Source organism: Halomonas sp. AOP22-C1-8 (assembly GCF_052378905.1).
In the GTDB taxonomy this organism is placed as follows: domain Bacteria; phylum Pseudomonadota; class Gammaproteobacteria; order Pseudomonadales; family Halomonadaceae; genus Vreelandella; species Vreelandella citrativorans.
In genome coordinates this window covers 29,446-54,070 of record NZ_JBQSYD010000030.1, presented here as the reverse complement: position 1 = coordinate 54,070, position 24,625 = coordinate 29,446, and the positions used below count along the sequence as shown (strand labels likewise).

Below are 24,625 nucleotides of genomic sequence, written 5' to 3'. Positions count from 1 at the left end.
AAAGAATTCGAAAATTCTTCTTGTGCGCTTACCTTGATATAAGGTGACTTGTCACCCTCATCGGCAAACGCCCACATGAATTACCTGATCAAATTATTAAAGAGCTACCGAAGGGCGCTGCCCGTTCGATGTGGGGCGTATTCTACCCACTTTTCCTGATGGGTCAACAACTTTTTGCAATTACTTTAAAGCACTAACGCATTGATACAAGAAGCTAAGTCAATAGCCCTTATACGCTAGCCAGCCTAATACTCGACCACATCAAGGCGGGCCAGCAGCTCTTGGCGCCTGGATTCCGTTGTAAAGGCTTCTTTTATGGCATTACGGTTAAGAGTCAGGAAAGCCTCTTCACCCCAGCCGAATGATTGAGCACAAGCGATGTGATTAGCCAATAGACCACCACCAAAGTAAGCCGGATCATCCGAGCTAATCGTCACATTAAGCCCTTTATCAAGAAGGGCCGGCAGAGGATGATCGGTTAAGCTATCAACCACATTTAAGCTTACGTTGGATAAGGGGCATACGGTCAGCACGGTTTGCTTTTGATATAGACGCTCCACCGCCTCGTCACTCTCCAGACAGCGAATACCGTGATCAATGCGGCACACATCAAGCAAATCCAATGCCTCAATGATATAAGAGGCCGGCCCTTCCTCTCCTGCATGAGCCACCCGAGCCAAGCCCAACTCCTGGGCGCGCGTAAATACGGCAACGAATTTTGAGGGTGGATGGTCGCGCTCAGCACTATCCAGACCAATGGCGTCAAGCTCACTCCAGTAAGGTGCTGCCTGCTCCAGCACCTGAAGTGCCTCTTCGGCAGGCCGGTCACGCAAAAAGGCCATAATCATTCCGACACTTAAATCCAGAGCCTGCTCTGCCTCTTGCTTGGCACGCAATAATCCGGACATGACCACGTCCAGAGAAACGCCGCGCTGTAGATGTGCCTGAGGATCAAAATGTATATCGATATGGACGACACCCTCACTACTAGCGCGCTTGAAATAATCCATCGCCAAGTCATAAAAATCCTGTTCATGACGAAGAACGCTCATGCCCTGGAAATAGAGATTCAAGAAACCTTGTAGATCTTTAAACCGATAGGCTGCCTTGGCCTCCTCGACGGAGGAATAAGGTAATTCGATACTGTTTCGCTCTGCCAGAGCAAACATAAGCTCCGGTTCCAGCGAGCCTTCAATATGCAAGTGAAGCTCGACTTTAGGGAGGTGACGTAAAAAATCCTGCATCATTTTTCCTTAACGCCCAACTCAAGCAATTACTTACCTGGGTTGAGCTTCCCGGCACTTAAGTGCCAGTGATGGGTTATCTGTCGCGTTAGCAAGCTACCCACTTCATGGTGAACAAAGAAGATGGTGGTGCGCCCGACTAACCAGCGAGAAAGCGTGGTAGCTACTATTACGGCCGTATCATGATCAATCGCCGCAAAAGGCTCGTCTAAAATAACCACCGAAGGGTCCATGAGCAACAGCCGAGCCAGCGCCACCCGCCGCGCCTGCCCACCAGACAGTTGCTGCCCTCGCTCACCTACGGGTGTTTGCAACTGGCCCGGAAGAGATTGAGCCCACCCATCGAGCGCTACTGCTTTCAGCACATCCCAAAGCGCTTCATCATCAGCATCAGGATTCCCCAAGCGCAGATTTTCTTCCAATGACGCATCGAAAAGGTCTACCTGCTGGGTTAACAAAGCAATGTGTTGCGAACGCTCCTGCTCTGGCACAGCAGTAGGCACGCAGCCTCCTACATTAACCACACCTTTAGAAGGAGCAAGCCGCCCCGTCAAAAGCGCCGCCAGGGTACTTTTACCCGCACCTGAGCGCCCGGTAATGATAGCCCACTCCCCCGTTGCCAGATGAAACGATACACTATCAAGCGCTGGCATCAGGCTAGAAGGATAACAATGCGTGACTTTCTGCAACCCAAGGTCAAGCTGTTGCCCGGAAAATGACTGGTGTTGACTCTGCTGGCACTCGGGCCCAAGTGCATTTAAACGCTCTGCTGCAGCGGCACTGCCCCCCAAGCGAGCGAAAGCACCCGGAAGCGGTACAAAAACCTCATTCACACCTAGAACCACCAGCAGCAACATCACCAGAATAGGCCCGGTTATTACCCCACTCGCCACCAGCACGCCACCCAGCCATACAACGCTTAACAGCAGCAACCCGGTAATAACGCTAATGAGGCTATCACCCATAGCAACGCTTCGGCCAAGGCGCCGTTGATTATCAAGCGCTGCATCTTCGTGCGCCTCCACCTGCTGACGGTGCCACGCAGCGCTGCGATAGGCAATTAACTCAGCTGAGGCCTGCAACTGATCAACGACCAACCGCCGTAACCCTTCCTGGTCAGCCACTTGGCGATGACTGTGCGCATACCCCAAGCGCGCCATGCCATAGGTAACACTCGCCCACAGAACCAGCAGAACCACGCCGACCCACAGCGCTAACGCAGGCAACCAAATAGCAATAAAGAGGGTTAACCCCACAATAACTACCAAGCTAACCAGGGGTGGCATCAGCAAACGAAGATAAAGATTGTCGAGAGCATCTATATCAGCGGTTAAACGTCCCAGCCAGTCACTGACACGCTCGCGCTGCAACGCCGCCTCATCCAATCGCATAAGCTGGCCAAACACGCGGTAGCGTAAATCAGCCAAGAGGCGAAGCACCGTATCGTGATTATAGAGACGTTCTATATAGCGGGCGACAGTACGTAATAGCGCAAAGAAGCGTATTCCTCCGCCAGGTACGTACACATCCAACTGAACAGGTAAGCCAAGCAAAAAAGCGATGCCCGCTAATGCACATGCGGTAATAAACCACCCAGAAAGGCCCAGCAGTGAAAGCCCCGCAGCAAGCGTTAAGCAAATAAGGAGCGCGCCGATCGCGAACCGCCTTCGACGCTTCATCATTAACGCCACCCAGGGCGACAATGCCTGGCGCGCTTGGGACAGCTCACTTTTTTGTGAGGACGCATTAGGTTGCATCACGCACCTCCTTTAAACGGCCGTCCTGCATATAAAAGTGGAGCTGAGCCGCCTTAATTGCAGCCGGGTGATGCGTTGCCATAATCACCGTACGCCCCTGTGCAGCCCATGCTAACAATGCACTAATCACAGAGGCTTCGGTTTCAGCATCCTGGCTTGCTGTAGGCTCATCGAGCAGGATTAAATCAGCATCACTTAAATAAATGCGCGCCAACGCCAGCCGCTGGGCCTGACCACCCGATAACCCCATTCCGCGCTCTCCTATCATGGTATCCAAACCATCAGGCAATTGGTTTAGAAGCTCCTCCAAACCAGCCTGGTGAAGTGCTGAAAGCATTGCGGGAGTATCGGCATCAGGGTTTGCCAGCCGCAAGTTATCCGCCAAGGTGCCATGCAACAGGCCCGGCTGCTGGTCCAGCCACGCGTAACGCGGCTGAGCCAACTGAAGCGTGCCGCTTGATGGCGTCAAAAAACCGGCCAATAACGCCAACAGTGTCGACTTCCCGCTCCCGGATGGACCACTAATCGCAATGACACTGCCTTTTTTGATCGTCAGATCCATTGGCCCTAACACCCGGCCGCGGATCGGATAGTCAACGCTGACATTTTGAAGCACTGCAATATCGTCATCAGTTGCAGGCTCATCAAACGTACTTCGTTGTATGCTCGACTCATTCAGCACCGTTACCAGGCTTTCTGCGGCACCTAAAGCAGTAGCACGATCATGGTAGTGCTGTGACAAGGTGCGTAACGGCTGGAAAAACTCAGGAGCGAGCAGCAATACGGCTAAGCCCGTAAAGAGCGTTAAAGAAGGTGCAGGCCCGTACTCAATATATCCCAGTAAGCCAAACCCTACGTATATCGCTACTACGGCAATGGCGACCGACGCGAAAAACTCGAGCACTGCAGACGATAAAAAAGCCAAGCGCAACGTTCGCATGCTTAAACGACGGTAATCATCTGTTGCCCACCAAACGTCCTGATGAGCACTCGCCGTGCGACCAAATAGCTGAAGCGTCGACATTCCACGAACACGGTCAAGAAAGTGGGCAGAGAGCCGTGCAACCGCTGCAAACTGGTCCCGATTTATACGCTCAGCTCCCATACCTACTAGTGCCATGAATAGCGGGATAATGGGCGCAGAAAGCAACAAGAAGAGAGCAACGACATAATCCAGTCGTAGCACCACCAATAGAATCAGTAGCGGTAAGAGAGAAGTAATTCTTAGCTGCGTATAGAAGCGCGAAAAATAGCCATCCAGTGCCTCTATATTTTCTACCGCCTGCGTCGCCAAGGCGCCGCTTTGATGATAAGCCAACCACACAGGACCCAATGTCCAGCATTTATCCAGCAGTTGACGTCGGGCGTATTGGCGGATACGTAGGCTAGCCTCCAGGCTTATTACCTCTTGCCCCCACAGGCATACTCCGCGCCCAAGCACGCACAGCGCCAGCCCTATTAATACGTTTAAAAACGGATAAGGCGCTTGTTGATCAATAACCAACTGCTCTACTAACCAGGCCAATCCCACTACAATAATAACCGTTTGAACCCCAGCTAAAATGCCAAGAAAAGCGGCGAGATTTAATCTTCGCCGCTCTAAGGTTGCCAGCATTTTTAACCAGGAGCGCGCGGTTAGCGACTGCTCCGTCATCTGATAGCCTCTGGCTTAATGATAACCTTCACCTACACGCACCTTGCCGCGAAATACCCAATACGTCCATGCGGTATACATCAGGATAAAGGGGATAACAAAGAGCACACCAATCAACAAGAAAAGCTGTGACTCAGGTGCTGACGCCGCATCCCACAAGGTGTAGTTAGGCGGCACTATCATCGGCCATTGGCTCACGATCAAGCCCAGATAGGTAAATACATAAATACCGATAGTCGCAAGGAAGGGATAGCTCTCACGGCGCTGCTTTACCGAGCGGTATACAAGAAAGGCGAAGAAGAGCGCTAGCGCTGGGAAAATCCAGATCAAGTGCAGATGACCAAACCAGCGATCCCAAACAACCGGGTTCACGAACGGCGTCCAGATACTAACAATGGCGAAGACCACCAGCACCATTGCCAGCAGCATAGGCGTGATTTTATACGCCCAATCCTGTACGTGGCCTTCCGATTTTAGAATCAGCCAGGTTGAGCCCAAAAGCGCATAACCTGCCATAAGCCCCAAGCCTGTTAACACCGTAAACGGCGTTAACCAATCAAAGGCGCCCCCGGTATAAACAAAGCCTTCGGTTTGAAAACCCTGAATATATGCACCAACCACAGCGCCTTGAGCGAACGCAGCGACCGCCGAACCCCAGGCAAAGGAGCGATTCCACCAGTGGCGGTTACGGCGCGACTTAAAGCGGAATTCGAACGAAATGCCACGAAAAATCAACCCTGCCAGCATCAAGAAAACACCGATATAGAGTGCCGGTAAGAAAATCGAGTAAACCAAGGGAAAAGCCGCTAACAAGCCAGCCCCCCCCAAAACCAGCCAAGTCTCGTTACCGTCCCAGACCGGTGCCACAGAGTTCATCATGACATCACGAGCCTCTTCATCTGGCGCAAAGGGAAATAGAATCCCCAAGCCAAGATCAAAGCCATCCATCAGTACATACATGATGACGCCGAACCCGATAATGCCAGCCCAAATAATCGACAGATCAAACATTTCCATGGTTAGCTCCTCACCGGATCAATGTCATCATCAAAAGGGGTGTGGGCGGCAGAGAGCGGCCGCTTGGGACGGTCAGCATCCCTATTAACAGACGCCTGTTCTTGCTCAGGCAACATGCCGTTGCGAACCACCCGGGTTAGATAGTAAATACCGGCATAAAAAACCACCGCATATACCAGCACATACCCAATAAGCGTAAACAGCGCCATCCAACCTGTTAGCGAAGGTGTCACACCCTCTGCATGAGACATGATGTTGTATACCAGCCAAGGGGACCGACCTACTTCGGTCACGATCCAGCCAGCCAGAACCGCAATGAAGGGTAAAGAAATCATGCCGACCAATGTTTTCAAAAACAGCTGACTCTCATAAATACGTTGATTGCGCCGCAAGAATAAGCCTACAAAGGAGACAGCAATCATTATTAAGGCAATGCCAACCATCACCCGAAACGCCCAAAATACGATGGCAACAGGAGGCTGGTCTTCAGGTGGCACGGCCGTAAGCCCTGGAACTTCACCATGCAGCGAATGGGTAAGTATGAGACTGGCCACGTTAGGAATGCCAATCTCATAAAGGTTTCTCTGCGCCTCCTGGTCCGGCAGCGCAAACAAGAGCAATGGCACGCTGGTAGATGTTTCCCAGTTCCCCTCCATTGCTGCGACCTTCGTTGGCTGATATTTGAGCGTATTCAACCCGTGGGAGTCGCCTATAAACGCCTGAAGAGGCGTCAGGAAAAGCAGCAACCATAAGCACATGGAAAGCGCACGACGGTTAGCCTCTGGATCTCTTCCACGCAACAAAAACCAGGCGCTAACGCCTGCCACGACAAACCCGCCGGTGATAAAGGAAGCTACAGCCATGTGTGCAAAGCGATGAGGGAAGGAGGGATTGAAAATCGCGTCAAACCAGGAGATCACATGGAAACGATTGTCGATCAACTCAACGCCTGCCGGTGTATGCATCCAACTGTTTGCCGCGAGGATCCAGAACGCTGAAATAAAGGTGCCCAGCGCCACCAAGGCAGCCGCCATCAAATGGATACCCTGCGGCACTTTTCCACGGCCAAACAGCAATATGCCAAGGAAGGCAGCTTCAAGGAAGAAGGCTGTCACAACTTCATAACTGAGCATGGGACCTATAAAATTGGAGGTCGCCAGAGAGAAATTACTCCAGTTCGTACCGAACTGAAACGACATCACGATTCCCGACACCACCCCCATGCCAAAAACCACAGCAAATACTTTCGTCCAGAACAGTGCTAAACGGTCCCATGCAGGATTTTGCGTCTTAAAAAAAAGTGCTTGTAAAAGCGCAATATAAGAGGCCAACCCAATGGTGAAAACCGGAAAGATCGTGTGAAAACAGATAACAAACGCGAATTGTATTCGCGACAGCATTAAGGGATCGAGTTCCATTGCACGCTCCTAACCTGAATTAATACCCCAGTTTTTGTTAACGCAAGCTTAGCTGAAACTTAAAGATTCAGCCTTTAATTATAAGCATCTAGCCTGTTTTTATTTATATTGCCATTTTACTGGCTTACATCTCATTATACACCGATCTATCTTTCGCAAAGCGTGTCGCATTGACGCACATCAAATAATGCCAATTATTCATTAAGATAATACGACAACGCTTATCATATATCCGGTATACGCAATAAAAAGCGTAAAAAGAACAGCGCCTTCGAGGCGATTAATTCGACGCGGACGTCCTTTCCAGGAAAATGCGAAGAGAACCATTAGCAGGGTCATGCAGGTCATAATGCTCCAATCACGCACCAGCACTTCCCGCCCAGCATCAATAGGTGCAATAACCCCCGCAAGCCCCACTACAGCAAGGCTATTAAACAAGTTAGAACCAACAACGTTACCCAGCACCATATCGTGCTCTTTACGGCGCAGCGCGCTAATCGAAGAAGCAAGCTCGGGCAGTGAGGTACCAACGGCTACGACGGTTAGCCCGATAATCAAGTCACTCACGCCAAAACGTTGCGCAATTTCTACCGCTCCCCAAACCAACATACGCGAGCTTGCAACCAAGAACACCAACCCAACCAACGTCCACATAATCGCTTTACCACGCGACATGGGGTTACTGTCCAGCGTCTCAGCGACTTCCTCAACCAGCGCATCGTCCTTTTGCTTTTTTGAACGAAAGATGCTTACGCCGATAAATATGACGAGGGCTACCAATAAAAGGGCCGCTTCCCAGCGAGACACCCAACCATCCCAGAGCATAATCCCAGTGATCAGTGTGACCAGAATTAAAATCGGCATCTCTTTGCGGATGACGCTGGAGTGCACAGCTAACGGTGCAATGAGTGCAACAAAACCCAATACCAAACCAATATTAGCAATATTGGAACCATAGGCATTCCCTACTGCAAGCCCGGGATTCCCCTGCAAGGCTGCCAATACTGACACCATCATCTCAGGGGCTGAGGTACCGAATCCAATGACCAACATACCAATCAATAAAGGCGAAAGACCGAGCCAACGTGACGTTGCAGCTGCGCCATCAATAAATTTCTCAGCACTCCAGATGAGCAACACCAGTCCCATCACTACAGCTACAAGTGGAAGCAACATTTTATTTCCTTATGGCAGAATATTAGGCACTATCGCGGCTGCATCCTTGACTAACCCTTCAGTCGGGTCAAGCATCGGGTTATGCCAGCATGGATCTATTTGGGTTTGATATAAAAAAGGCCCGGTGTTCATTCGGTTTACATCGCATTCGCAGTGAGAGTGTCCCCTTTGCCCCACTTCCGTTTATTAAAGCGTTCCCCACTTTCCGTTAATGCGCCTCTAGTGGATCGGCAACCACCTGAGTCTCGCGTTCAGCGTCGACGTTTACGCGCCTGCCATGAGTGCGACTGGGTATCCGCGCTGCCCCCCTTATGCTCGGGCGAAAAGGCCAGCTGCCCGCGCTGCTCACATGTACTCGTAAAACGCCACCGCTACCCCGCTCAGCGCAGTATGGCACTTGCCATTGCGGCATTAATTGCATTAATCGTGGCTATTTCGTTTCCGTTTGTAAGCTTCAGCGTTAGTGGCGTCGGCAATCGCATAGAGCTGTCACAAACGGCCACCACGTTAATTGCCTTTCACCAACCGGTCGTGGCCATTATCGTCATCATGACCATCGTTGTGCTGCCGACCCTTTATCTGCTTAGCGTGATTTGGCTGCAGCTGGGGCTTTTACACGGCAAGCCACTCGCCTATAGTCGCGACATTGCCCGCTCACTTGCCCACTTGACGCCCTGGATGATGGCGGATGTCTTTATTATAGGGGCGCTGGTAAGCCTGATTAAAATAGCCGGTATGGCGCAAATTGAGTTGGGTATCTCCTTCTGGGGTTTTTGCATCTTTGCGGTACTTTTATTAATGACCATCCAGTCCATTGATGCCGATTGGATGTGGTTTTCCCTCGAAGGAGAACCCTTGGCGCCAGAGGGCACCCAAACAGGAGCAACCGCCGCTAGTCAGCGCCTAACAGGCTGTCCAACCTGTGGGCTTGTCAATTCACTCACCCCAGGACATAAATCTCGCTGCATTCGATGTCATGAGAAACTTCACTCCCGACTCCCCTATAGCTTACAACGCACCTGGGCACTGCTAGGCGCAGCGACTGTCATGTATATCCCTGCGAATGTTTACCCTATTATGACCACGACGAGTCTGGGGCATAGCGGTTCTTCGACCATCATAGGAGGCGTCGTTGAACTGATTCAGATGGGCTCATGGCCAGTCGCCACCGTTATTTTCGTTGCCAGCATTATTGTGCCTGTCGGTAAACTGCTGGCGCTTTCATGGCTATGTATTGTCGTCCGAGGCAACAGCCAACCCAATACCATCAGCCGTACGCGGCTTTATCGCATTACCGAGTTTATCGGACGATGGTCGATGGTCGATGTTTTTGTAGTGGCTATTCTGGTTGCCTTGATACGCGCTGGCTCACTTATGTCGATCACGCCAGGTCCTGCCGCGCTGGCGTTTGGCTCGGTCGTGGTATTGACAATGCTAGCCGCCATGACGTTTGACCCCCGCTTAATATGGGATGCTCCTACCAAGGCAGCGTCCACATCAAATAATAGCCACTCTGGGAGCCATTAATGGGTAACGACACCCCCATAGCTAACAAGCAAGAGCCTGACATGAACAAAGCCAGGTCTTCGCCGCAATCACGCATCTCCCCTATCTGGATTGTGCCTTTTGTGGCTATCATTATTGGGCTATGGCTGGTGTACGATAATTACACCAGCCGCGGCACACTTATCACATTAACCATGAACAACGCCGAAGGTATCGAAGCGGGAAATACCTCCATCCGCAGCCGCAACGTTGAAATTGGCCTCGTGCAAAATGTCCAGCTCTCTGAAGACCTAAGCAGTGCTGTGATTACAGCACGCATTCAGCCTCAGGCTGAAGCCTTGTTGCGTGAAGATAGCCGCTTTTGGGTGGTAAAGCCTCGTATCGGGCGTGAAGGGATTAGCGGCCTGAGTACTGTCCTCTCTGGCGCTTATATACAGCTTGAGCCCGGAAGCTCTGAAGAACAGCGGCGTAACTTTCCGGTAAGCGACGTCCCCCCTGTCGCCACGGCCGGAATGGCCGGCATCAATATCAATCTCATTAGTCAACTCGGCAATTCGTTGCGTGTCGGCGACCCGGTTTCCTACCAGGGCTATACGGTGGGCCGCGTTGAAGAAGCAAGTTTCGACCCCGAATCACGCACCATGCATCACCAGGTATTTATCGAAGAGCCCTATGCACTGCTGGTGACCGACAGCACCCGCTTCTGGTCCTCGAGCGGCATTGACCTACGCCTTGATTCAAATGGCTTTCGGGTTAACGTTGAATCACTTGAAACCCTGTTAGGAGGAGGTGTCACGTTTGGGGTGCCCGAAGACTTACCAATGGGACGCCCTGTAGAAGCGGGCGCCCGCTTTAATCTGTACGGGGATGAGGATGATGCTCGCGAGGGTACCTTCAATCAGTACCTGGAATACGTTCTGTTAGTGGATGACACCGTTCGCGGCCTTTCACGCGGTGCGCCCGTCGAGTTTCGAGGTGTTCGTATAGGCACCGTGGCCGCTGTCCCCTGGAACTTTACATCACCACAGCCAAGCTCACGCGCAAGCTTCGCCATCCCCGTACTCATTCGCCTTGAGCCCCAGCGGCTTGGCATCGAGAATTCGGATATTGATTTGGAAGAGTGGGAAGAGCGCTTTAACCGCATGTTTACACTTGGCCTTCGTGCGTCGCTTAAAAACGGTAACCTGCTAACCGGCGCTTTATTTGTGGATCTGAACTTTCAGCGAGACACCGACGAGGACTACATTGCGTCGACTTTCTCTGGCCGCACGGTTTTCCCCACGGTGTCGGGTGGTTTTTCCCAAATCCAATCCCAAATTACCGATCTACTCGACAAGCTGAACGCGCTTGAAGTGGAGCCCTTACTGGCGGGCATGGACAGTAGCTTACAAGCCTCTGAAAGCATGCTTAATGAGGTCCGCGGTGTCAGCGAGTCGCTCAACCAGCTGCTAAGCGACCCTGAAACTCGTGCAGTAGGCGGCAACCTCAATGCTACGCTTAACGAGCTTCAAAGCACCCTCCAGGGCGTGTCGCCTTCCTCACCGGCTTACCAGGACCTGACGTCGGCCATCGAGCGCCTGGATCGATTAATGCGCGATCTTCAACCACTAACCCGCACACTGAACGATAATCCGCGGGCGCTGCTGTTTGATAATCTGGATACTCAAGATCCTATACCGCGTGCACCGCGCTAAACAGGGGAATATTATGCGTATACTCGTTTTAAAATCCTTATTGCTAATGTCCCTATCGCTCATGCTGGCTGCTTGCGCAAGCAGTGTGACGCCCCCGGCGCGTTATATGCTACCCAGTAACGGGCTGGCCAATATACCAAGTAGCCCCCAAGGCACGCTACAGCTGCGCTCGCCACGCCTTGCTCACTATCTCGATGTCGATGGCATCGTCATGCAACTGGATGACATTACGCTTAACCAGGCGCGAGAGCATCAATGGGCCGAAAGCATTGACCGACAGCTTGCACGCAGCTTACGGACACAGTTGTCGCAAGAGCTACCGCTTATTCGCGTAGTCCGTGATGACAGCAGCCAACCTGAAGCGCTCACCCTGCGGCTTGATGTTGATCAATTTCAAGGCCGCTACGATGGTTTAGCGGTGGTGGCCGGGCAGTGGCAGCTACGCAGCCCAAGTGATGAATTGTTGGCCATGAAGAGTTTTTCTGCGCAAACAATACTGGATGAGGACGGCTACCCCGCCCTGGTACGTGCCCTAAGCGCTAGCTGGGAGGATGTTGCGAGACAAATTGCCGATCAAATACGTCAGGGTAGCTATTTCCATTAGCCGGTTTAAGCGGGATGAAATAACCAAAGCGCTTGAGAGCCCGCCAACCAATCACCACAAGTATGCCCGTCTGAGGTAATCTTCATGTTACACTGACGGGTATATTTTGAGTGTTGCGATAGCGTAACACCCACAGTCAAATGCCCGTCTCTTCCATACTGACCACTTTTTTTCGTTATGGTCATACGTGGCTAATCAACGATCATCGCGGCTTGGCAAGCTTTGCTGTCGCGAGGATAACCATTCTCGTCTTTTGAAAAATTACGCCTAGCAACAACGCTTTTAAGCAGCTGTTGCCTTGTTAGGTGGCTGCGGAGAACGCATGAGCTTTTCTGAACTTGGTCTGCAAGAAGATTTATTACACGCCGTTACGGCGCAAGGCTACACCCAGCCTACTCCGATCCAATTAAAGGCTATTCCTGTCGTATTAGAAGGTCGCGACTTGCTCGCAAGCGCCCAAACGGGCACGGGTAAAACGGCCGGCTTTACCCTACCCATGCTACAGCGTCTTTCCGGTGGAAAACGGCCAGGCAAACGTCAGGTGCGTGCGCTGGTATTGACGCCTACTCGGGAGCTTGCTGCACAGGTAGGTGAAAGTGTATCCACCTATGGGAAGCATCTCTCTTTACGCTCGCACACTATTTTTGGTGGTGTAGGCCAACAGCCCCAGGTCGATGCACTTAAAGCAGGTCTGGACGTACTGATTGCCACCCCCGGCCGCCTGCTGGACCTTCAGCAGCAGGGCCACGTTGACCTTTCAGCCATCGAAATTCTAGTGCTTGATGAAGCCGACCGCATGTTGGATATGGGCTTTATTCACGATATTAAACGTGTACTACGCCTAGTGCCCAAACAGCGCCAAAACCTGCTATTTTCCGCCACGTTTTCAAATGAAATTCAGACGCTGGCGCAGCAGTTGCTCAATAACCCCGCCCTTATTGAAGTGGCTCCACGCAACACAACCGCCGAGAAAATTCTCCAAGCGGTTTATCGCGTAGACCGCGAAAAAAAGCGCGAGCTGTTGGCGCATTTGATTCAGCGCCACGGCTGGTTCCAGGTGCTGGTTTTCACCCGTACCAAACATGGCGCCAACCGGCTTGCCGAACAGCTTTCAAAACAGAATATTCCTGCCATGGCTATTCATGGCAACAAAAGTCAGGGCGCTCGTACCCGTGCGCTGGGGGCTTTTAAAAGTGGTGACTTGCAAGTATTAGTCGCGACGGATATCGCCGCACGTGGGCTGGATATTAGCGAGCTTCCCCACGTGGTTAACTTCGACCTGCCCAATGTGGCGGAAGACTATGTCCACCGCATTGGCCGGACAGGCCGAGCGGGTAGCAATGGTGAAGCAGTATCACTGGTGTGTGTGGACGAGCACGGTTTGCTGGGCAATATCGAGCGGCTGATCAAGCAAAACCTACCCAAACATATAGAGCCCGGGTTTGAGCCAGATCCCACGATCAAACCAGAGCCCATTGAGAATGGTCGTCGCCAGCGCCAACCTCAAGCACGACGCAAACCAACTAGCGATAATGGAAATGCCAACGGCGAGCGCCGTCGGCGCGCACGCCGCTAGCCTGCTAACAAGGAATATGCGAAGGTTATGCCCTCGCATATTCCACTACGTTGGCTACTACATTATCAGGGAGCGATCATGTCATCTTCTCAACTTATTAATGAATATCGGCAGTGGCTCAGTTTTCAACGCCAAGAACAGCTTAGTCGTGAACACCAGGGAATCGTGCAACGCCTGGAAGATGCACGCGCCTCTTCAAAGCAGGTCATACAAGCCTACCGCAGCATGGCGGAGAAAGCCGCTAACGAAGGCGCTTGCTACCGGACGCTGTTCCTACGCGAGCGTGACGATAATGTAGCGCTACCTTGCGAAGGCTGGCTGTTTATTCGCCGTGTACTCAGCGAAGACAACAGCACCCGCGTGCGCGCCACGTTAATCGAAACCTTTACCCTTGAAGATGGCATTCTGGCGCCAGGTGACAAACCTGCTCAGAAAGTGACACTTGAGATTTTCGATAAGCTGGATATCAATCAAGGTATGCGCACTAGTGTCCGTGTGGACTCCATTGAAACACCACAGGATTATCACTTCATCACGCTACTGGATGCAGTCCGCGGCGATTTACGCCCTTACCTCAAGTAGGCCGCACAATGTTGTCTCGACGTTCCGTTACCTTTATTTTACTGATGGTTGTGGTGGGGCTAAATTTACGCCCTGCCCTTTCCTCAGTGGCCCCCTTGCTGACGCGTCTTCAGGAAGCTGCCGGGCTCTCACCCGCGGCAGCGGGCGTACTGACAACACTCCCCGTGCTGTTTTTAGGCCTGGCTGCTCCTATTGCGCCGCTTTTAGCAAAACGGCTAGGTAGCGAGCGGGCGCTTAGTGCTGCGCTACTACTGTTGGCTGCAGGTTTGATTCTGCGCGGTTTACCGTTGCCCGGCGTCCTGTTTATAGGCTCCGCAATGGCGGGCGCCGCCATAGGCATTAGCGGCACTCTACTGCCCGCACTGGTGAAACGCGAGCTACCCGAAAGTGCTGATCTTTTGACGGGCCTCTACACGATGGCACTCTGCTTGGGAGGCGCGTTGGGAGCGGGATTTAGCGTGCCGCTGACAGTGTGGCTGGGCAGTTGGCAGGCAAGTTTGATGAGCTGGTCGTTACTGGCGCTATTTGCTCTGATTCTCTGGCAATGCCAAATGCCCTCGACTTCCTCTCATGGTATGCCTCAGCCGCCATCTTCGGGACTTCTTAAACTGTTACGCAAACCGCTCACGTGGCAAGTAATGCTGTTCATGGGCATTCAATCATCCATGGCATATATCGTTTTTGGATGGCTGCCAACGCTGCTTGTCGATCGTGGCTATGATGAGGCCAGCGCGGGTTGGACAATGGCTATTTCGATCATGTGTCAACTCGTTTCAGCCTTGGGGGCACCCTGGCTTGCCCGCATGGGGTCAGACCAGCGCCCGGCGCTCTTGCTTGTACTGTTTAGTACGGCCCTAGGGCTTTGGCTGCTACTTATAGCGCCCTTAGCCTGGAAATGGCCTGGCGCCATCTTGTTAGGCCTTGGCCAAGGCGGCAGTTTTAGCCTGGCCCTCAGCCTGCTGGTATTAAGAACAGCGACATCACGCCTTGCAGGACAACTTTCCGGCCTGGTACAAGGCGGAGGATATACCATTGCCGCTATTGGGCCTTTTAGTGTCGGCTTGCTGCTCCAATCCGGCGTTCATGCAGACCAAATTGCCTGGCTTTTGATCTCGTTGGTAGGTGTTTGCTGTGGATTCGCCCTGTTGGCTGGCCGCACGCGCCAGCTGGACGATCAAAGCGGCACGCTTCTGGTTCACCGTTACTAACCTGCACTGGAATCAAACAGGAGTTTTAGTGCTTGGCCTTCAAATATTTACGCCAGGAAATCCGTGATGAGTAGCTTCTCACCTTTAACCGCAACGGCTCCCACCCACGAACGCATTTTGGTTATTTATACGGGCGGCACCATCGGCATGCAGCAAAGTGCCAATGGGCTGACTCCCGGCGCGAACTTTGCCCAACGCATGGCGACCGCGCTTGGCAAGCTCCCCATTGCCCAACAGCAATCGCTTCCTGCTTATGATGTTATTAGTTATACCACGCTGATTGATTCCAGCGCGGCGACCCCACTTCAGTGGCAGCAGTTAGCCAGTGACATCGCCACCCGGTTAACGGATTACCGGGGTTTTGTCGTGATTCATGGTACCGATACGCTTAGCTGGACGGCCGCTAGCCTTGCCTATCAATTGCAAGGCCTAGAGCGCCCCGTCGTTGTAACCGGCGCAATGCGCCCCCTGGAAGCACCCAACAGTGATGCTCTTGATAATATTCATGGCGCGCTGCGGTTTGCGGCAAACGCCGAGCTTCAGGAAGTCGCTATTTATTTTGCAAACCGGTTATTGCGTGGCGTACGAGCTATAAAGCTGCACAGTGACGCACTAACAGCCTTCACCTCTCCAGGTTACCCGCTACTTGGTGAGCGAGTAGGCAATGACTTTGTTTACTACCCAAGCCGTGGGCTTGCCTCTCAACAGCGTGGCGCGCCACGCTTTGAACTCCCCAGCTACCAAGGGTTGGATAAAGGCGAAGTGGTTCGTATCGCGCTCTGGCCCGGTTTGGCCGCTTGGCAACTGGAAGCCTGGCTTGGAGATTCACGCGTTAAAGGCGCTGTTATCCAGTTGTGGGGAGCGGGCAATCTGCCTAACGATCCAGCCCTATTGAATGTACTGGCTAGCGCGGCCGGTGAGGGGAAATTGCTAGCGGCGATAAGCCTTTGCCCTGAAGGCAGCGTTCATATGGGAGCATACGCTGCGGGCGAGGGGTTAACAGATGCAGGCGTGCTCTCAGGCGATGCCATGACACCAGAAGCCACCTTTACCAAACTGGTCCATCTTTTAGCTCAACCGCTTGATGTAGAGACACAGCGGCAACGCTTTCTCGCTTCATTAGTCGGCGAACGCTAATAAGCGTGGTGATATCCGTAATTTACGCTATGTTTAATCAATGCTAACCAGTTGACGGAGCCCGTAATTATGGAAAAACCGGTACATCTTTTTAGTGATCTTTTCGAACAACTGGGCCTGCCATCAGACGCTGAGTCGATTGAAGTTTTCATCAAGCGCCATCGCCCTTTGCCCAAAGAGATGGTGCTTTCCGATGCGCCCTGTTGGAATGAAGGCCAAGCGGAATTTCTTCGTGAAGCCATTGAAGACGACGCTGACTGGGCCGAGCTAGTCGACGAGTTGGACGTTGCCATGCACCAAGGGAGTTAACGCGCTGGCGCCGCTTTCGAGCGGCGCTTGACCCAAGCACCAACAAGCAATAGTACCGTAAGAGCAACAAGCGGTAGCAGCACCTCAAACTGAAGTGCATTTTCTTCCTCTATCGCTTCAAGCGCCCCATGAATAGCGCTGCTGTATACGCCCCACTTAATCGATAGGCCTAGCGTTGCCGCAAGAAGAAAAATCGACAGTGGCACACGGCATAGCCCAGCTGCAAAGTTGATCACCGCGTGAGGAAAACCCGGCAAGACACGAAGTGCGCACTGGGTTAATAGATCTCCCCTGTCCTGAAGCGTTTGCATGACTTTTAGGGTTAGCCCTTTAGGTTGCCATGCGCTACGGGTACGTGCTGCTAACTGATGGCCACCGAATGCGCCCGCCACACTTCCAAGTGTCAGCATAATGGTGGCAACGACAGGTGGGTAAAAGGGCGCAATTAGCCAAAAGCCAATACTCCCGGGCAACCCGGCAGCCAGGGTAACGGCCATAAGGACAACCACCCCAACCACTACTGCGGGATGATGTGTCCATTCGTCAACGGTATGCCTGACCGCCATTAAATCCGGCGAGTGCCAAAACCACATACACGCCAGTATGGCTATCATGCCAACGGCTATCGCCAAACGCCACACAAGACGAAAGGCATTACGCATTCAGCCTGGCCTCAACACGCTCAAGAATTTGTCGGCTCACTTTACCTACGAGCGGCTTCGCTGCTTTATTAACGGCTTTTTCCATAAAGCGATTATGAATTTCATAACCAAGCGTAAGCGATACTTCCGTTCCTTCTGGCACTTCACGCAGCCGGTAGCGCCCCTGATTTTTCACCCCATCAAGCGACTCCCAAGCCAGCGTATGGGGCGCCTGAATCTCTGTCACTTCCACGTCAAATGCCCAGTCCATACCTACTGCACGGACATGCCAACGATAGCGGTCGCCCCCCAATACATCAATGGAACGTATTAAATCAGAATAATCAGCAAAATCTTCCACGCGGCGCAATAGCTCAAATACGCGCTCAGGTGATGCTTTAACAATTTCACTGTGCTCTATGGTGGCCATGATCCCCTCGAACCGCTGAAAACTAACTGTTAACCGCTAAGCTACCTGTAAACCGAAACACCATCTGTAACCGCCGGAAACGATAAGCTTAGCAAAACAATGAGCGTAGCATGCTGCTCAATTTATCGGGAATGGCGAACAAGGAGAGACGATCATTCAGACTACGGCTGGTCAGATACGTTCTCATTGCGTAAACTGCCGCCCTCCCGGACCGGACCCCGGCACTCCGTGCAGCCTTATCGCGCACGAAAAATTCTCCGACAGCGAGCACTATTTATGTCCAGTACGTTTTCTCTCCCTTCTACGTCACCGACAGCGACGGTGGTTATCTATTCCGGCGGCATGGACTCCTATACGGTGCTTCACCGCGCACTGCGTGAAGGTCTGGAGGTTCACGCACTATCTTTTGACTATGGCCAACGTCACGCACGCGAGTTGGATGTGGCTACGCACGTGTGCCGTCAGTTGGGTATTCCTCACCAGGTAGTCGACATTCGAGCCATTCACGGTTTGATCGATAACTCCGCACTGACCAACGCCGACCAGGCCATGCCGACGGGTGACTACGCAGATGATAATTTGCGCGCCACTGTCGTTCCCAATCGCAATATGATTTTACTGTCCCTGGCGATTGCCAAAGCGGTCAATATAGGCGCTGGGCGCGTGGATTATGGCGCCCATGGCGGTGACCATGTTTTATACCCGGATTGCCGCCCCGAGTTTGTCGATGCCATGAATCACGTGGCGGGTATTGCCAACTTTGAGCACGTTACGCTGCATGCCCCTTACCTCTACTCATCAAAAGCGGATATTTTACGCGATGGCCTGTCCATGGGGCTTGATTACCAGCATACCTGGACCTGTTATGAAGGACGTGCGTTAGCGTGTGGTCAGTGCGGCAGCTGCCGAGAGCGCTTGGAGGCCTTTGCCGCTAACAATGTGCTCGACCCTTTGGCTTACGATGCGACAGCTCAGGTGAATCGCTGATGTACCACGTTAAAGAAGCCTTTTACACGCTACAGGGCGAAGGCGCACAAGCGGGTCGTGCCAGCGTTTTTTGCCGTTTTAGTGGCTGTAATTTGTGGTCAGGCCGTGAAGTGGATCGCGCTCATGCAAAATGCACCTTTTGCGATACCGATTTTATCGGTACTGACGGACAGAACGGCGGACAGTTCTCAACAGCGGCCGAGCTGGCTGCGCATATTAATGCGCTCTGGCCAAAAGGTAGCGCGAATGCCACCCCGTATGTGGTGTTTACCGGCGGTGAGCCTCTGCTCCAACTGGATACACCGTTAATTGACAAGCTACACCAGCAGGGCTTTGAAGTAGCCGTTGAAACGAACGGTACGTTGCGGCCCCCTCCCGGTATTGATTGGTTATGCGTTAGCCCCAAAGGTAGTAACCCTTTGGCCATTACGCAGGGAAATGAATTAAAACTTGTTTATCCGCAAGCTGACGCATTGCCCCCGGTCTTTGAGGACCTTGCGTTTACTCACTTCTTTTTGCAGCCCATGGATGTAAGCCCGTTAGGGCAACAGTCCGATACCATCGCCCAGGCAACGGATTACTGTATGGCTAACCCACAATGGCGCCTTACGCTTCAAATTCACAAAATCGCAGGGTTTAACTAATGGCTCTCTTTGTAAATCAGTTAACCCATATGGATGTCTCTGTTTGGTGCCCGACACACGGACTCATCGGCTGCAGCTGGCAAGTAGATGCACTCCTTGAAGGCGCCTTGGGTGAAGACGGCATGCTATTTGATTTTGGCGAGGTAAAGCCCTGGATCAAACACACCCTGGACAGCGGCCTCGACCATACGCTTCTGGTGCCCACGCAGGCGCCCGGTGTAAGCATTACTGATTGCGAGGAAGGCCTCTGCGTTCGCACCGAAACGCCTTATCCCCTGGAGGTTCGTGGGCCTGCCGAAGCCTTTAGCCTGCTTCCCTGGGTATCTATTACGCTTGAAGAGGTAGCAGCGTATTTAAGTGCCGAGTTGACCGCACAGCGCCCCGTCAATGTTGACCGTGTCACGCTAACGTTAAGTGATGAAGCTACGACCGGAGCAGCCTATGGCTATAGCCATGGCCTTAAACGGCACCAGGGCAATTGCCAACGTATTGCCCACGGCCACCGCTCCAGACTCTCTATTTGGCAATCGGGCACGCGTCAACCTGAGCTGGAAGCTCGCTGGGCGCACTGGCTGGATAACCGCTACCTACTTGAGCAAGCGGATATTGAACACCAAGACGATGTGTTCTTGACCTGTCGTTACCAGGCCGCCCAGGGAGACTTTTCCATTCGCCTGCCAGCAGACCGCTGTGCGGTATTGCCGGGCCCCACTACCGTTGAGAATATCGCCATCTGGCTGGCACGTAGCATCGCCGATGAAAGCGGCCACGCCACACGCGTTCAAGCATTCGAGGGGATTAACAAAGGCGCCTTTGCGGAATTTACGCCATGAGCGAGGCAGGTATTATCGTTAAGCAAAGCGCTGGCTGCCGGGCAGGTTGCGGAGCTTGCTGTATAGCGCCGTCCATCAGCTCACCGATTCCAGGGATGCCTCAAGGCAAGCCTGCTGGGGTTCGCTGCATTCAGTTGGATGAACAGAATCTATGTCGGCTTTTTGGCGATGCAAGCCGCCCCGCCGTATGCGCCAACTTTAACTTTGATGCCAGCATTTGTGGCGAGCACCGTGATCAGGCGCTCGCCACCCTTGCATACCTCGAAACAGCAACGGGATAACCCCTAACCTTCTACATCCGCAGGCTGGGTCAAACGACGATCCAGCAGGCTCACCCAACGCACCAGCACCGGCGCATCGCTATGGCTAACATCATTCAGCAAATGTCGGAACGCCTCTTTGGCAGTAGGGTCGCCCGGCTCAATGTGCATCAACCATAGTTCAAGCGCCGCCAGCTCCTGGTGGCGGTTCCCATTCTCTCGGGATTGGCTGATGGCCATCTCGGCAAGCGCCCTAACCTCATTCGCAGGATGTCCAAGCTGATGCCGAACGCTCGCCAGCAGCATCGCTAGCTCAGGCAAAAACAGCGTGGTACGCTCGCGGGCGATCACAAGGCATTGATCCAAATAGTCTTCTGCGGCATCAAGCTCACCCAGCTCAATACAGGCATCGATATACCATAATGAGGGCCGCTGGTAGCGGTCGCTCCCTTTAAGCTCGGTCATCCGCTCAAGGCTTTCGCGTATTTGTGCAAGCCCTCCTTGGTCCCCTGCTAACGCGCGCTGCCATCCCAACACCGCTTGGGCCGAGATTTGCCATAATTGCAAGTCGGGCGTGACGGTCATGGCTGCCGCCCTCTCAGCCTGGCGCGCCGCCAGGTGCACATGCCCTAACTGACGATAGAGGGAAGCCGCGAATAACAGCGACATTGCCAGCGTTCCCGGGTGGCCAATTTTTTCCGCCAACCGAAGCGCCGCCGATACTTGCCGCTCTGCACGCTGATAGTCGCCCCGTAAACAGAGCGCCCAACCTTGAAAACACGCTGCCGTTACCTGCGGGTGATCAGAGAACGGCAACCACTCAATCATCATTTGTGCATTGAGCGGATCAATTTCATCCAGATGATCGTGGGCCTGCTGGATACGTCCTGCCCAGTACTCGCATTGAGCGCGTGCATAATCCGCTAAACGGCGATAGCGCGGGTCTTCCAGTCGCTCCGCGATATCCGCAAGCGTCGAGGCAAGCGCAAACGCATCGGCATGCGCATAGCGCTGGCTGCGCCCTACCCAGAGCCCCCACTTAACCAGAAAGACCTGCTCAAGCTCTTCAGGGTCATCCAGCATATCGCTGCCGGACTCACGCAGTAACTCTCGGGCGCGAACAAAACTTTCATGAGCGATGGGTGAGCCGTGCCCTTCCAGGGAAAATGCGGCCTGGCCACGTACCGTAAGCAGACTAACCTCGCGCTCTATCTCATGCTCAACATGGCGCAAGCTTGCCAACCCTGCGTCGGCCATCCGCAACGCCGTTCGGTTAGCACTGACCTTTAGCGCCTCGCGAGCAGAAAGCTCAAAATAGCGTGCGCCGCGTGCGTAATGACCGCTTCTACGCAAGTGTGCAGCAAAGTCGCCAGGATGGCGGCTAATCCACATGGGGAAACGCTCTTCAATTAGCGTAACGACCTGCTGATGCAGTTTGACGCGTACATCGCGCGGGCAGGAGAGATAGGCGGCTTCCTGAAGAAGCTGATGGCTAAATTGGCACTCTTGCTCACCGAGCTCTTTATTAACGGGCTCAATGATCTCGAGCTGACGCATATGCTCAAGCGCTTGCGTTAGTCGAGCGGGCTCCCAGCCGCTGCACTCCAACAAAAAATCCAGCCGGAAACGTTTGCCAAGCACTGCCGCCACGTGGGCAATCGCGCGGTCGGCCTCCAACTGATCAATACGGCTGGCTAGCAAGCCCAGCAGCCCTTTCGGCAGCTCATCAAATTGAATACTACGCCCTTCGCGACGGTCCATGTCCAGACGTCGGCAAATTTCCTGCATGTAAAGCGGCACGCCATCGCACCGCTCTATGATCTGGTTACGCAGCCGGGGGCTTAAATGTATGCGGTAGCGGCGTGACAGCTGGGAAAGCAGGCGTGATGATTGCTGAACGTCCAACTTACCCAACGTGATCTGCTGGTCCCAGTGAAGCTTAACCGGTAAGGGTTCACGGCCATGATGACTGGCAATCAGCATAAACGCCGTATTGATAGGCAAGCGCGCCTGAAGGCCTGCCAGCACTTTAAAAGAGGGCTCATCAATCCATTGAAGATCATCAATCATTAGCACCAGCGTACGTTCACTGGTTTTCTGCTCAATCAAGCGATGTAACAACTGTACGACCAGCTCCGCCGCCTCGCCGTTTTGCGCAAGCTGCGCCACCTCTTGAACGTCCCTAACCCCAAGCGCTTCTTCAAGCAGGTGCTGTCGGCTCTTTTCTAAAAGACCCAAGCCCAGCGTTGCTTGCATGGCATGCAAGGTATCCAGCGCAGGTGGCGCATTTAGATACCAGGCCACCAGGCTGCGGGCAATACCGTAAGGTTCAAGTACGGATAATCGCGTCGTTGGCTGCCAACAAATCGCGGCATCGCGACTTAATTCAAGCTGACGAAACCCCACCATGAGCGCAGATTTCCCCATGCCCGAAGCACCTCGGACAAGCACGCTTTGGCGCAGCCCAATTCCCGCCCGCGCCAAGGCATCGCGGAGCGTACGCAACGGGGCCTCACGCCCCACCAGGCTCGGCGGGAGCGCATCACGCCCCCCCTCGTTTTGCCCCAGGACCAGCGCGCGCAGGCGAATACGCCCATCGCTTGCCACCAGCCGAGACACCAGTCGTGGCTGTAGATCAAGCGCGGGGGGCATGTGCTGGCTGGCCTCCTGAGAAATGACCAGCTCATTGCCCTCTGCCGCACTCATTAGCTCCAAGGCAACTTGCGTCACCTGACCAAGTGGGTCCGCTAGCTGACGCTCAGCCAAATAGACGACCCGCCCGCTATTTAAACCGGCGGCAAGCTCAAAGGCGGGCGGCTCACCTTCCCTGTCCCAATGACGCGCCGACTCTTGCGGCAGCGCATGTTGACAGTGTTCGTAAAGCGCTACCAGCTCCGCAAGCTGGTGTGCGGGCCCATGTGTACCAAAACAGGCGAGCCCGAGTCCTCCGGTTGCCCCAGGTAACCAGAATCCCCCCAGATGATGACACTGCTGCTCTAACCAACGCAGTAACTCCAGCTGCAAGGCCAGACAGCTACGCACTGCTGCACGCTCCTGCCAGTCGCCCTTCAAGCGCAGCCGAATAGCCATCACGGAGAGCTGGCGCAGCTCGATTTCATCGTCGCGTAGCGGCTTGCTGTCCGCTGCCAATACGCGCGAAAAAGCGCCCTGAGGGGACATAGCACGAGGATCATGCGGCCCATCCGACCAATAGCTTGCGAGCTGTAAAAAACTGGGCTCAGGCTGCTGCCCCGAAAGTGCTAATAACTGTAAATAACCATTGTATTGCTCGTGAGCAGCAGCGATTTGGTTCTGCTCGGCAAGCTGGCGCACCAAGCGCTCATGAAAAGGTGCGTAACCAGAAAAGCGGCTTACCAAGCCTTCAAGCATTACATCTGGCGCATCCTCATGGGCTTCCAGGACCTGCTCAGCAAAGCGAATGACACGCTGACGCCATTCGTTGCGCACTTGTACGAACCACCGCTGAAATTCGCTACAGTTGGTTAGCTGGAGCTCCTCAACGAGGTCTCCCTGATAGCAGGTCAGCACCGCTTCGAGTGTTGCTAATTCGCGGGGGCCTTCCAGCAGTTGCTGCAGTTCATGTAAATCGATGCGCCAAGTCGATGGCAGGTTAAAAGCGATGGTTTGGCGCGACACATTCAAGACGTGATCAGCGTTATCCCCGAGCGAATGACGCAGGCAGTGCAGGGCATGGCGCAAGTTAGTCCTGCCTGATGAAAGCCCCTGGTCAGGCCATAACAGCTCGGCGAGCACCGCACGGTTCACCGGCTGGCGGTGAAGCAGTAAGTAGACTAACAGCGCTTTGACTTTGTCATAGCTAAAGTGGGTTAGTACACCATCCCCCTGAGAGAGGGAAAAATGACCAAAGAGGATTAGCTGATCAGACTCACGAGTATCGCGCATGCTACATATCCTGCCTGGGCTAGT

General features: G+C 53.4%; 21 protein-coding genes. 12 read left to right on the top strand and 9 right to left on the bottom strand.

The genetic code is table 11. The annotated features are described in order from the left end of the window. Positions 1-245: 245 nt before the first annotated feature. The 6 genes from ACT3TY_RS14930 to ACT3TY_RS14905 form a co-directional block, all read right to left on the bottom strand. Positions 246-1,244 (bottom strand): adenosine deaminase, encoded by a 999-nt coding sequence (locus ACT3TY_RS14930; RefSeq protein WP_193054677.1) that lies wholly within the window; start codon positions 1,242-1,244, stop codon positions 246-248. Positions 1,245-1,273: 29 nt separating this feature from the next. After that, the gene (gene cydC, locus ACT3TY_RS14925; protein ID WP_193054676.1) at positions 1,274-3,001 is read right to left on the bottom strand and encodes a thiol reductant ABC exporter subunit CydC; all 1,728 of its coding nucleotides are present in this window, start codon (positions 2,999-3,001) and stop codon (positions 1,274-1,276) included. Continuing rightward, on the bottom strand, positions 2,991-4,655 hold the full coding sequence (gene cydD / locus ACT3TY_RS14920; protein WP_441679160.1) for a thiol reductant ABC exporter subunit CydD: 1,665 nt from the start codon (positions 4,653-4,655) through the stop codon (positions 2,991-2,993). Before cydD ends, cydC begins: the two co-directional genes overlap by 11 nt. Before the next feature lie 15 nt (positions 4,656-4,670). Next, a complete protein-coding gene (gene cydB, locus ACT3TY_RS14915) occupies positions 4,671-5,672 on the bottom strand; it encodes a cytochrome d ubiquinol oxidase subunit II (RefSeq protein ID WP_193054674.1) in 1,002 nt (333 codons plus the stop codon). Between the two features lie 2 nt (positions 5,673-5,674). Further along, positions 5,675-7,090: a cytochrome ubiquinol oxidase subunit I gene (locus ACT3TY_RS14910; protein WP_441679159.1), complete on the bottom strand. Its 1,416-nt coding sequence runs from the start codon at positions 7,088-7,090 to the stop codon at positions 5,675-5,677. Between the two features lie 201 nt (positions 7,091-7,291). Continuing rightward, positions 7,292-8,266 (bottom strand): calcium/sodium antiporter, encoded by a 975-nt coding sequence (locus ACT3TY_RS14905; protein WP_172118466.1) that lies wholly within the window; start codon positions 8,264-8,266, stop codon positions 7,292-7,294. Positions 8,267-8,488: 222 nt separating this feature from the next. On the opposite strand from ACT3TY_RS14905, the gene ACT3TY_RS14900 reads away from it, so the two are divergent. The 8 genes from ACT3TY_RS14900 to ACT3TY_RS14865 all read left to right on the top strand — a co-directional run bounded on the left by ACT3TY_RS14900 (position 8,489) and on the right by ACT3TY_RS14865 (position 16,882). Continuing rightward, on the top strand, positions 8,489-9,793 hold the full coding sequence (locus tag ACT3TY_RS14900; RefSeq protein WP_287077581.1) for a paraquat-inducible protein A: 1,305 nt from the start codon (positions 8,489-8,491) through the stop codon (positions 9,791-9,793). After that, entirely contained in the window at positions 9,793-11,466 is a 1,674-nt protein-coding gene (gene pqiB, locus ACT3TY_RS14895) for an intermembrane transport protein PqiB (RefSeq protein ID WP_193054672.1), read from the top strand. The genes ACT3TY_RS14900 and pqiB overlap by 1 nt, the downstream gene beginning before the upstream one ends. 13 nt (positions 11,467-11,479) lie before the next feature. Continuing rightward, entirely contained in the window at positions 11,480-12,070 is a 591-nt protein-coding gene (locus ACT3TY_RS14890) for a PqiC family protein (protein ID WP_441679156.1), read from the top strand. Positions 12,071-12,392: 322 nt separating this feature from the next. Further along, positions 12,393-13,646: a DEAD/DEAH box helicase gene (locus tag ACT3TY_RS14885; protein WP_441679155.1), complete on the top strand. Its 1,254-nt coding sequence runs from the start codon at positions 12,393-12,395 to the stop codon at positions 13,644-13,646. A 78-nt stretch (positions 13,647-13,724) separates the two neighbouring features. Then, complete coding sequence (locus ACT3TY_RS14880) at positions 13,725-14,228, top strand: hypothetical protein (protein ID WP_193054669.1); 504 nt, start codon at positions 13,725-13,727, stop codon at positions 14,226-14,228. An 8-nt stretch (positions 14,229-14,236) separates the two neighbouring features. After that, entirely contained in the window at positions 14,237-15,436 is a 1,200-nt protein-coding gene (locus tag ACT3TY_RS14875; RefSeq protein WP_172118462.1) for an MFS transporter, read from the top strand. Between the two features lie 66 nt (positions 15,437-15,502). Continuing rightward, the gene (locus ACT3TY_RS14870; RefSeq protein ID WP_193054668.1) at positions 15,503-16,573 is read left to right on the top strand and encodes an asparaginase; all 1,071 of its coding nucleotides are present in this window, start codon (positions 15,503-15,505) and stop codon (positions 16,571-16,573) included. A 69-nt stretch (positions 16,574-16,642) separates the two neighbouring features. Next, positions 16,643-16,882, top strand: coding sequence for a DUF2789 domain-containing protein (locus ACT3TY_RS14865; protein WP_172118460.1), 240 nt, complete (start codon positions 16,643-16,645; stop codon positions 16,880-16,882). Here ACT3TY_RS14865 and ACT3TY_RS14860 read toward each other — a convergent pair. Together ACT3TY_RS14860 and ACT3TY_RS14855 are read right to left on the bottom strand one after the other, a co-directional pair. Beyond that, complete coding sequence (locus ACT3TY_RS14860) at positions 16,879-17,544, bottom strand: VTT domain-containing protein (RefSeq protein ID WP_441679154.1); 666 nt, start codon at positions 17,542-17,544, stop codon at positions 16,879-16,881. The two genes, ACT3TY_RS14865 and ACT3TY_RS14860, sit on opposite strands and share 4 nt — an antisense overlap. Next, positions 17,537-17,953, bottom strand: a complete 417-nt coding sequence (locus ACT3TY_RS14855) for an SRPBCC family protein (RefSeq protein ID WP_441679153.1) — start codon at positions 17,951-17,953, stop codon at positions 17,537-17,539. Before ACT3TY_RS14855 ends, ACT3TY_RS14860 begins: the two co-directional genes overlap by 8 nt. 276 nt (positions 17,954-18,229) lie before the next feature. Between ACT3TY_RS14855 and queC the strand changes: the two genes are divergently transcribed. From queC to ACT3TY_RS14835, 4 genes are read left to right on the top strand one after another with little or no spacing between them, the layout of a single operon-like run. Then, positions 18,230-18,940, top strand: coding sequence for a 7-cyano-7-deazaguanine synthase QueC (gene queC, locus ACT3TY_RS14850; protein ID WP_441679152.1), 711 nt, complete (start codon positions 18,230-18,232; stop codon positions 18,938-18,940). Beyond that, a complete protein-coding gene (queE, locus tag ACT3TY_RS14845) occupies positions 18,940-19,584 on the top strand; it encodes a 7-carboxy-7-deazaguanine synthase (RefSeq protein ID WP_444628763.1) in 645 nt (214 codons plus the stop codon). The genes queC and queE overlap by 1 nt, the downstream gene beginning before the upstream one ends. After that, positions 19,584-20,417, top strand: a complete 834-nt coding sequence (locus tag ACT3TY_RS14840) for a 6-carboxytetrahydropterin synthase (protein WP_444628761.1) — start codon at positions 19,584-19,586, stop codon at positions 20,415-20,417. The genes queE and ACT3TY_RS14840 overlap by 1 nt, the downstream gene beginning before the upstream one ends. Then, positions 20,414-20,698 (top strand): YkgJ family cysteine cluster protein, encoded by a 285-nt coding sequence (locus ACT3TY_RS14835; RefSeq protein ID WP_193054664.1) that lies wholly within the window; start codon positions 20,414-20,416, stop codon positions 20,696-20,698. The genes ACT3TY_RS14840 and ACT3TY_RS14835 overlap by 4 nt, the downstream gene beginning before the upstream one ends. A 3-nt stretch (positions 20,699-20,701) precedes the next feature. On the opposite strand, the gene ACT3TY_RS14830 is transcribed toward ACT3TY_RS14835, so the two are convergent. Then, complete coding sequence (locus tag ACT3TY_RS14830; protein ID WP_444628759.1) at positions 20,702-24,601, bottom strand: AAA family ATPase; 3,900 nt, start codon at positions 24,599-24,601, stop codon at positions 20,702-20,704. Positions 24,602-24,625: the final 24 nt, after the last annotated feature.

Bases quoted from the DNA above. Each gene is read 5' to 3' on its own strand.
- ACT3TY_RS14930 (WP_193054677.1), bottom strand. From the start codon at position 1,244: ATGCAGGATTTTTTACGTCACCTCCCTAAAGTCGAGCTTCACTTGCAT.
- cydC (WP_193054676.1), bottom strand. From the start codon at position 3,001: ATGCAACCTAATGCGTCCTCACAAAAAAGTGAGCTGTCCCAAGCGCGC.
- cydD (WP_441679160.1), bottom strand. From the start codon at position 4,655: ATGACGGAGCAGTCGCTAACCGCGCGCTCCTGGTTAAAAATGCTGGCA.
- cydB (WP_193054674.1), bottom strand. From the start codon at position 5,672: ATGGAAATGTTTGATCTGTCGATTATTTGGGCTGGCATTATCGGGTTC.
- ACT3TY_RS14910 (WP_441679159.1), bottom strand. From the start codon at position 7,090: ATGGAACTCGATCCCTTAATGCTGTCGCGAATACAATTCGCGTTTGTT.
- ACT3TY_RS14905 (WP_172118466.1), bottom strand. From the start codon at position 8,266: ATGTTGCTTCCACTTGTAGCTGTAGTGATGGGACTGGTGTTGCTCATC.
- pqiB (WP_193054672.1), top strand. From the start codon at position 9,793: ATGGGTAACGACACCCCCATAGCTAACAAGCAAGAGCCTGACATGAAC.
- ACT3TY_RS14890 (WP_441679156.1), top strand. From the start codon at position 11,480: ATGCGTATACTCGTTTTAAAATCCTTATTGCTAATGTCCCTATCGCTC.
- ACT3TY_RS14885 (WP_441679155.1), top strand. From the start codon at position 12,393: ATGAGCTTTTCTGAACTTGGTCTGCAAGAAGATTTATTACACGCCGTT.
- ACT3TY_RS14880 (WP_193054669.1), top strand. From the start codon at position 13,725: ATGTCATCTTCTCAACTTATTAATGAATATCGGCAGTGGCTCAGTTTT.
- ACT3TY_RS14875 (WP_172118462.1), top strand. From the start codon at position 14,237: ATGTTGTCTCGACGTTCCGTTACCTTTATTTTACTGATGGTTGTGGTG.
- ACT3TY_RS14870 (WP_193054668.1), top strand. From the start codon at position 15,503: ATGAGTAGCTTCTCACCTTTAACCGCAACGGCTCCCACCCACGAACGC.
- ACT3TY_RS14865 (WP_172118460.1), top strand. From the start codon at position 16,643: ATGGAAAAACCGGTACATCTTTTTAGTGATCTTTTCGAACAACTGGGC.
- ACT3TY_RS14860 (WP_441679154.1), bottom strand. From the start codon at position 17,544: ATGCGTAATGCCTTTCGTCTTGTGTGGCGTTTGGCGATAGCCGTTGGC.
- ACT3TY_RS14855 (WP_441679153.1), bottom strand. From the start codon at position 17,953: ATGGCCACCATAGAGCACAGTGAAATTGTTAAAGCATCACCTGAGCGC.
- queC (WP_441679152.1), top strand. From the start codon at position 18,230: ATGTCCAGTACGTTTTCTCTCCCTTCTACGTCACCGACAGCGACGGTG.
- queE (WP_444628763.1), top strand. From the start codon at position 18,940: ATGTACCACGTTAAAGAAGCCTTTTACACGCTACAGGGCGAAGGCGCA.
- ACT3TY_RS14840 (WP_444628761.1), top strand. From the start codon at position 19,584: ATGGCTCTCTTTGTAAATCAGTTAACCCATATGGATGTCTCTGTTTGG.
- ACT3TY_RS14835 (WP_193054664.1), top strand. From the start codon at position 20,414: ATGAGCGAGGCAGGTATTATCGTTAAGCAAAGCGCTGGCTGCCGGGCA.
- ACT3TY_RS14830 (WP_444628759.1), bottom strand. From the start codon at position 24,601: ATGCGCGATACTCGTGAGTCTGATCAGCTAATCCTCTTTGGTCATTTT.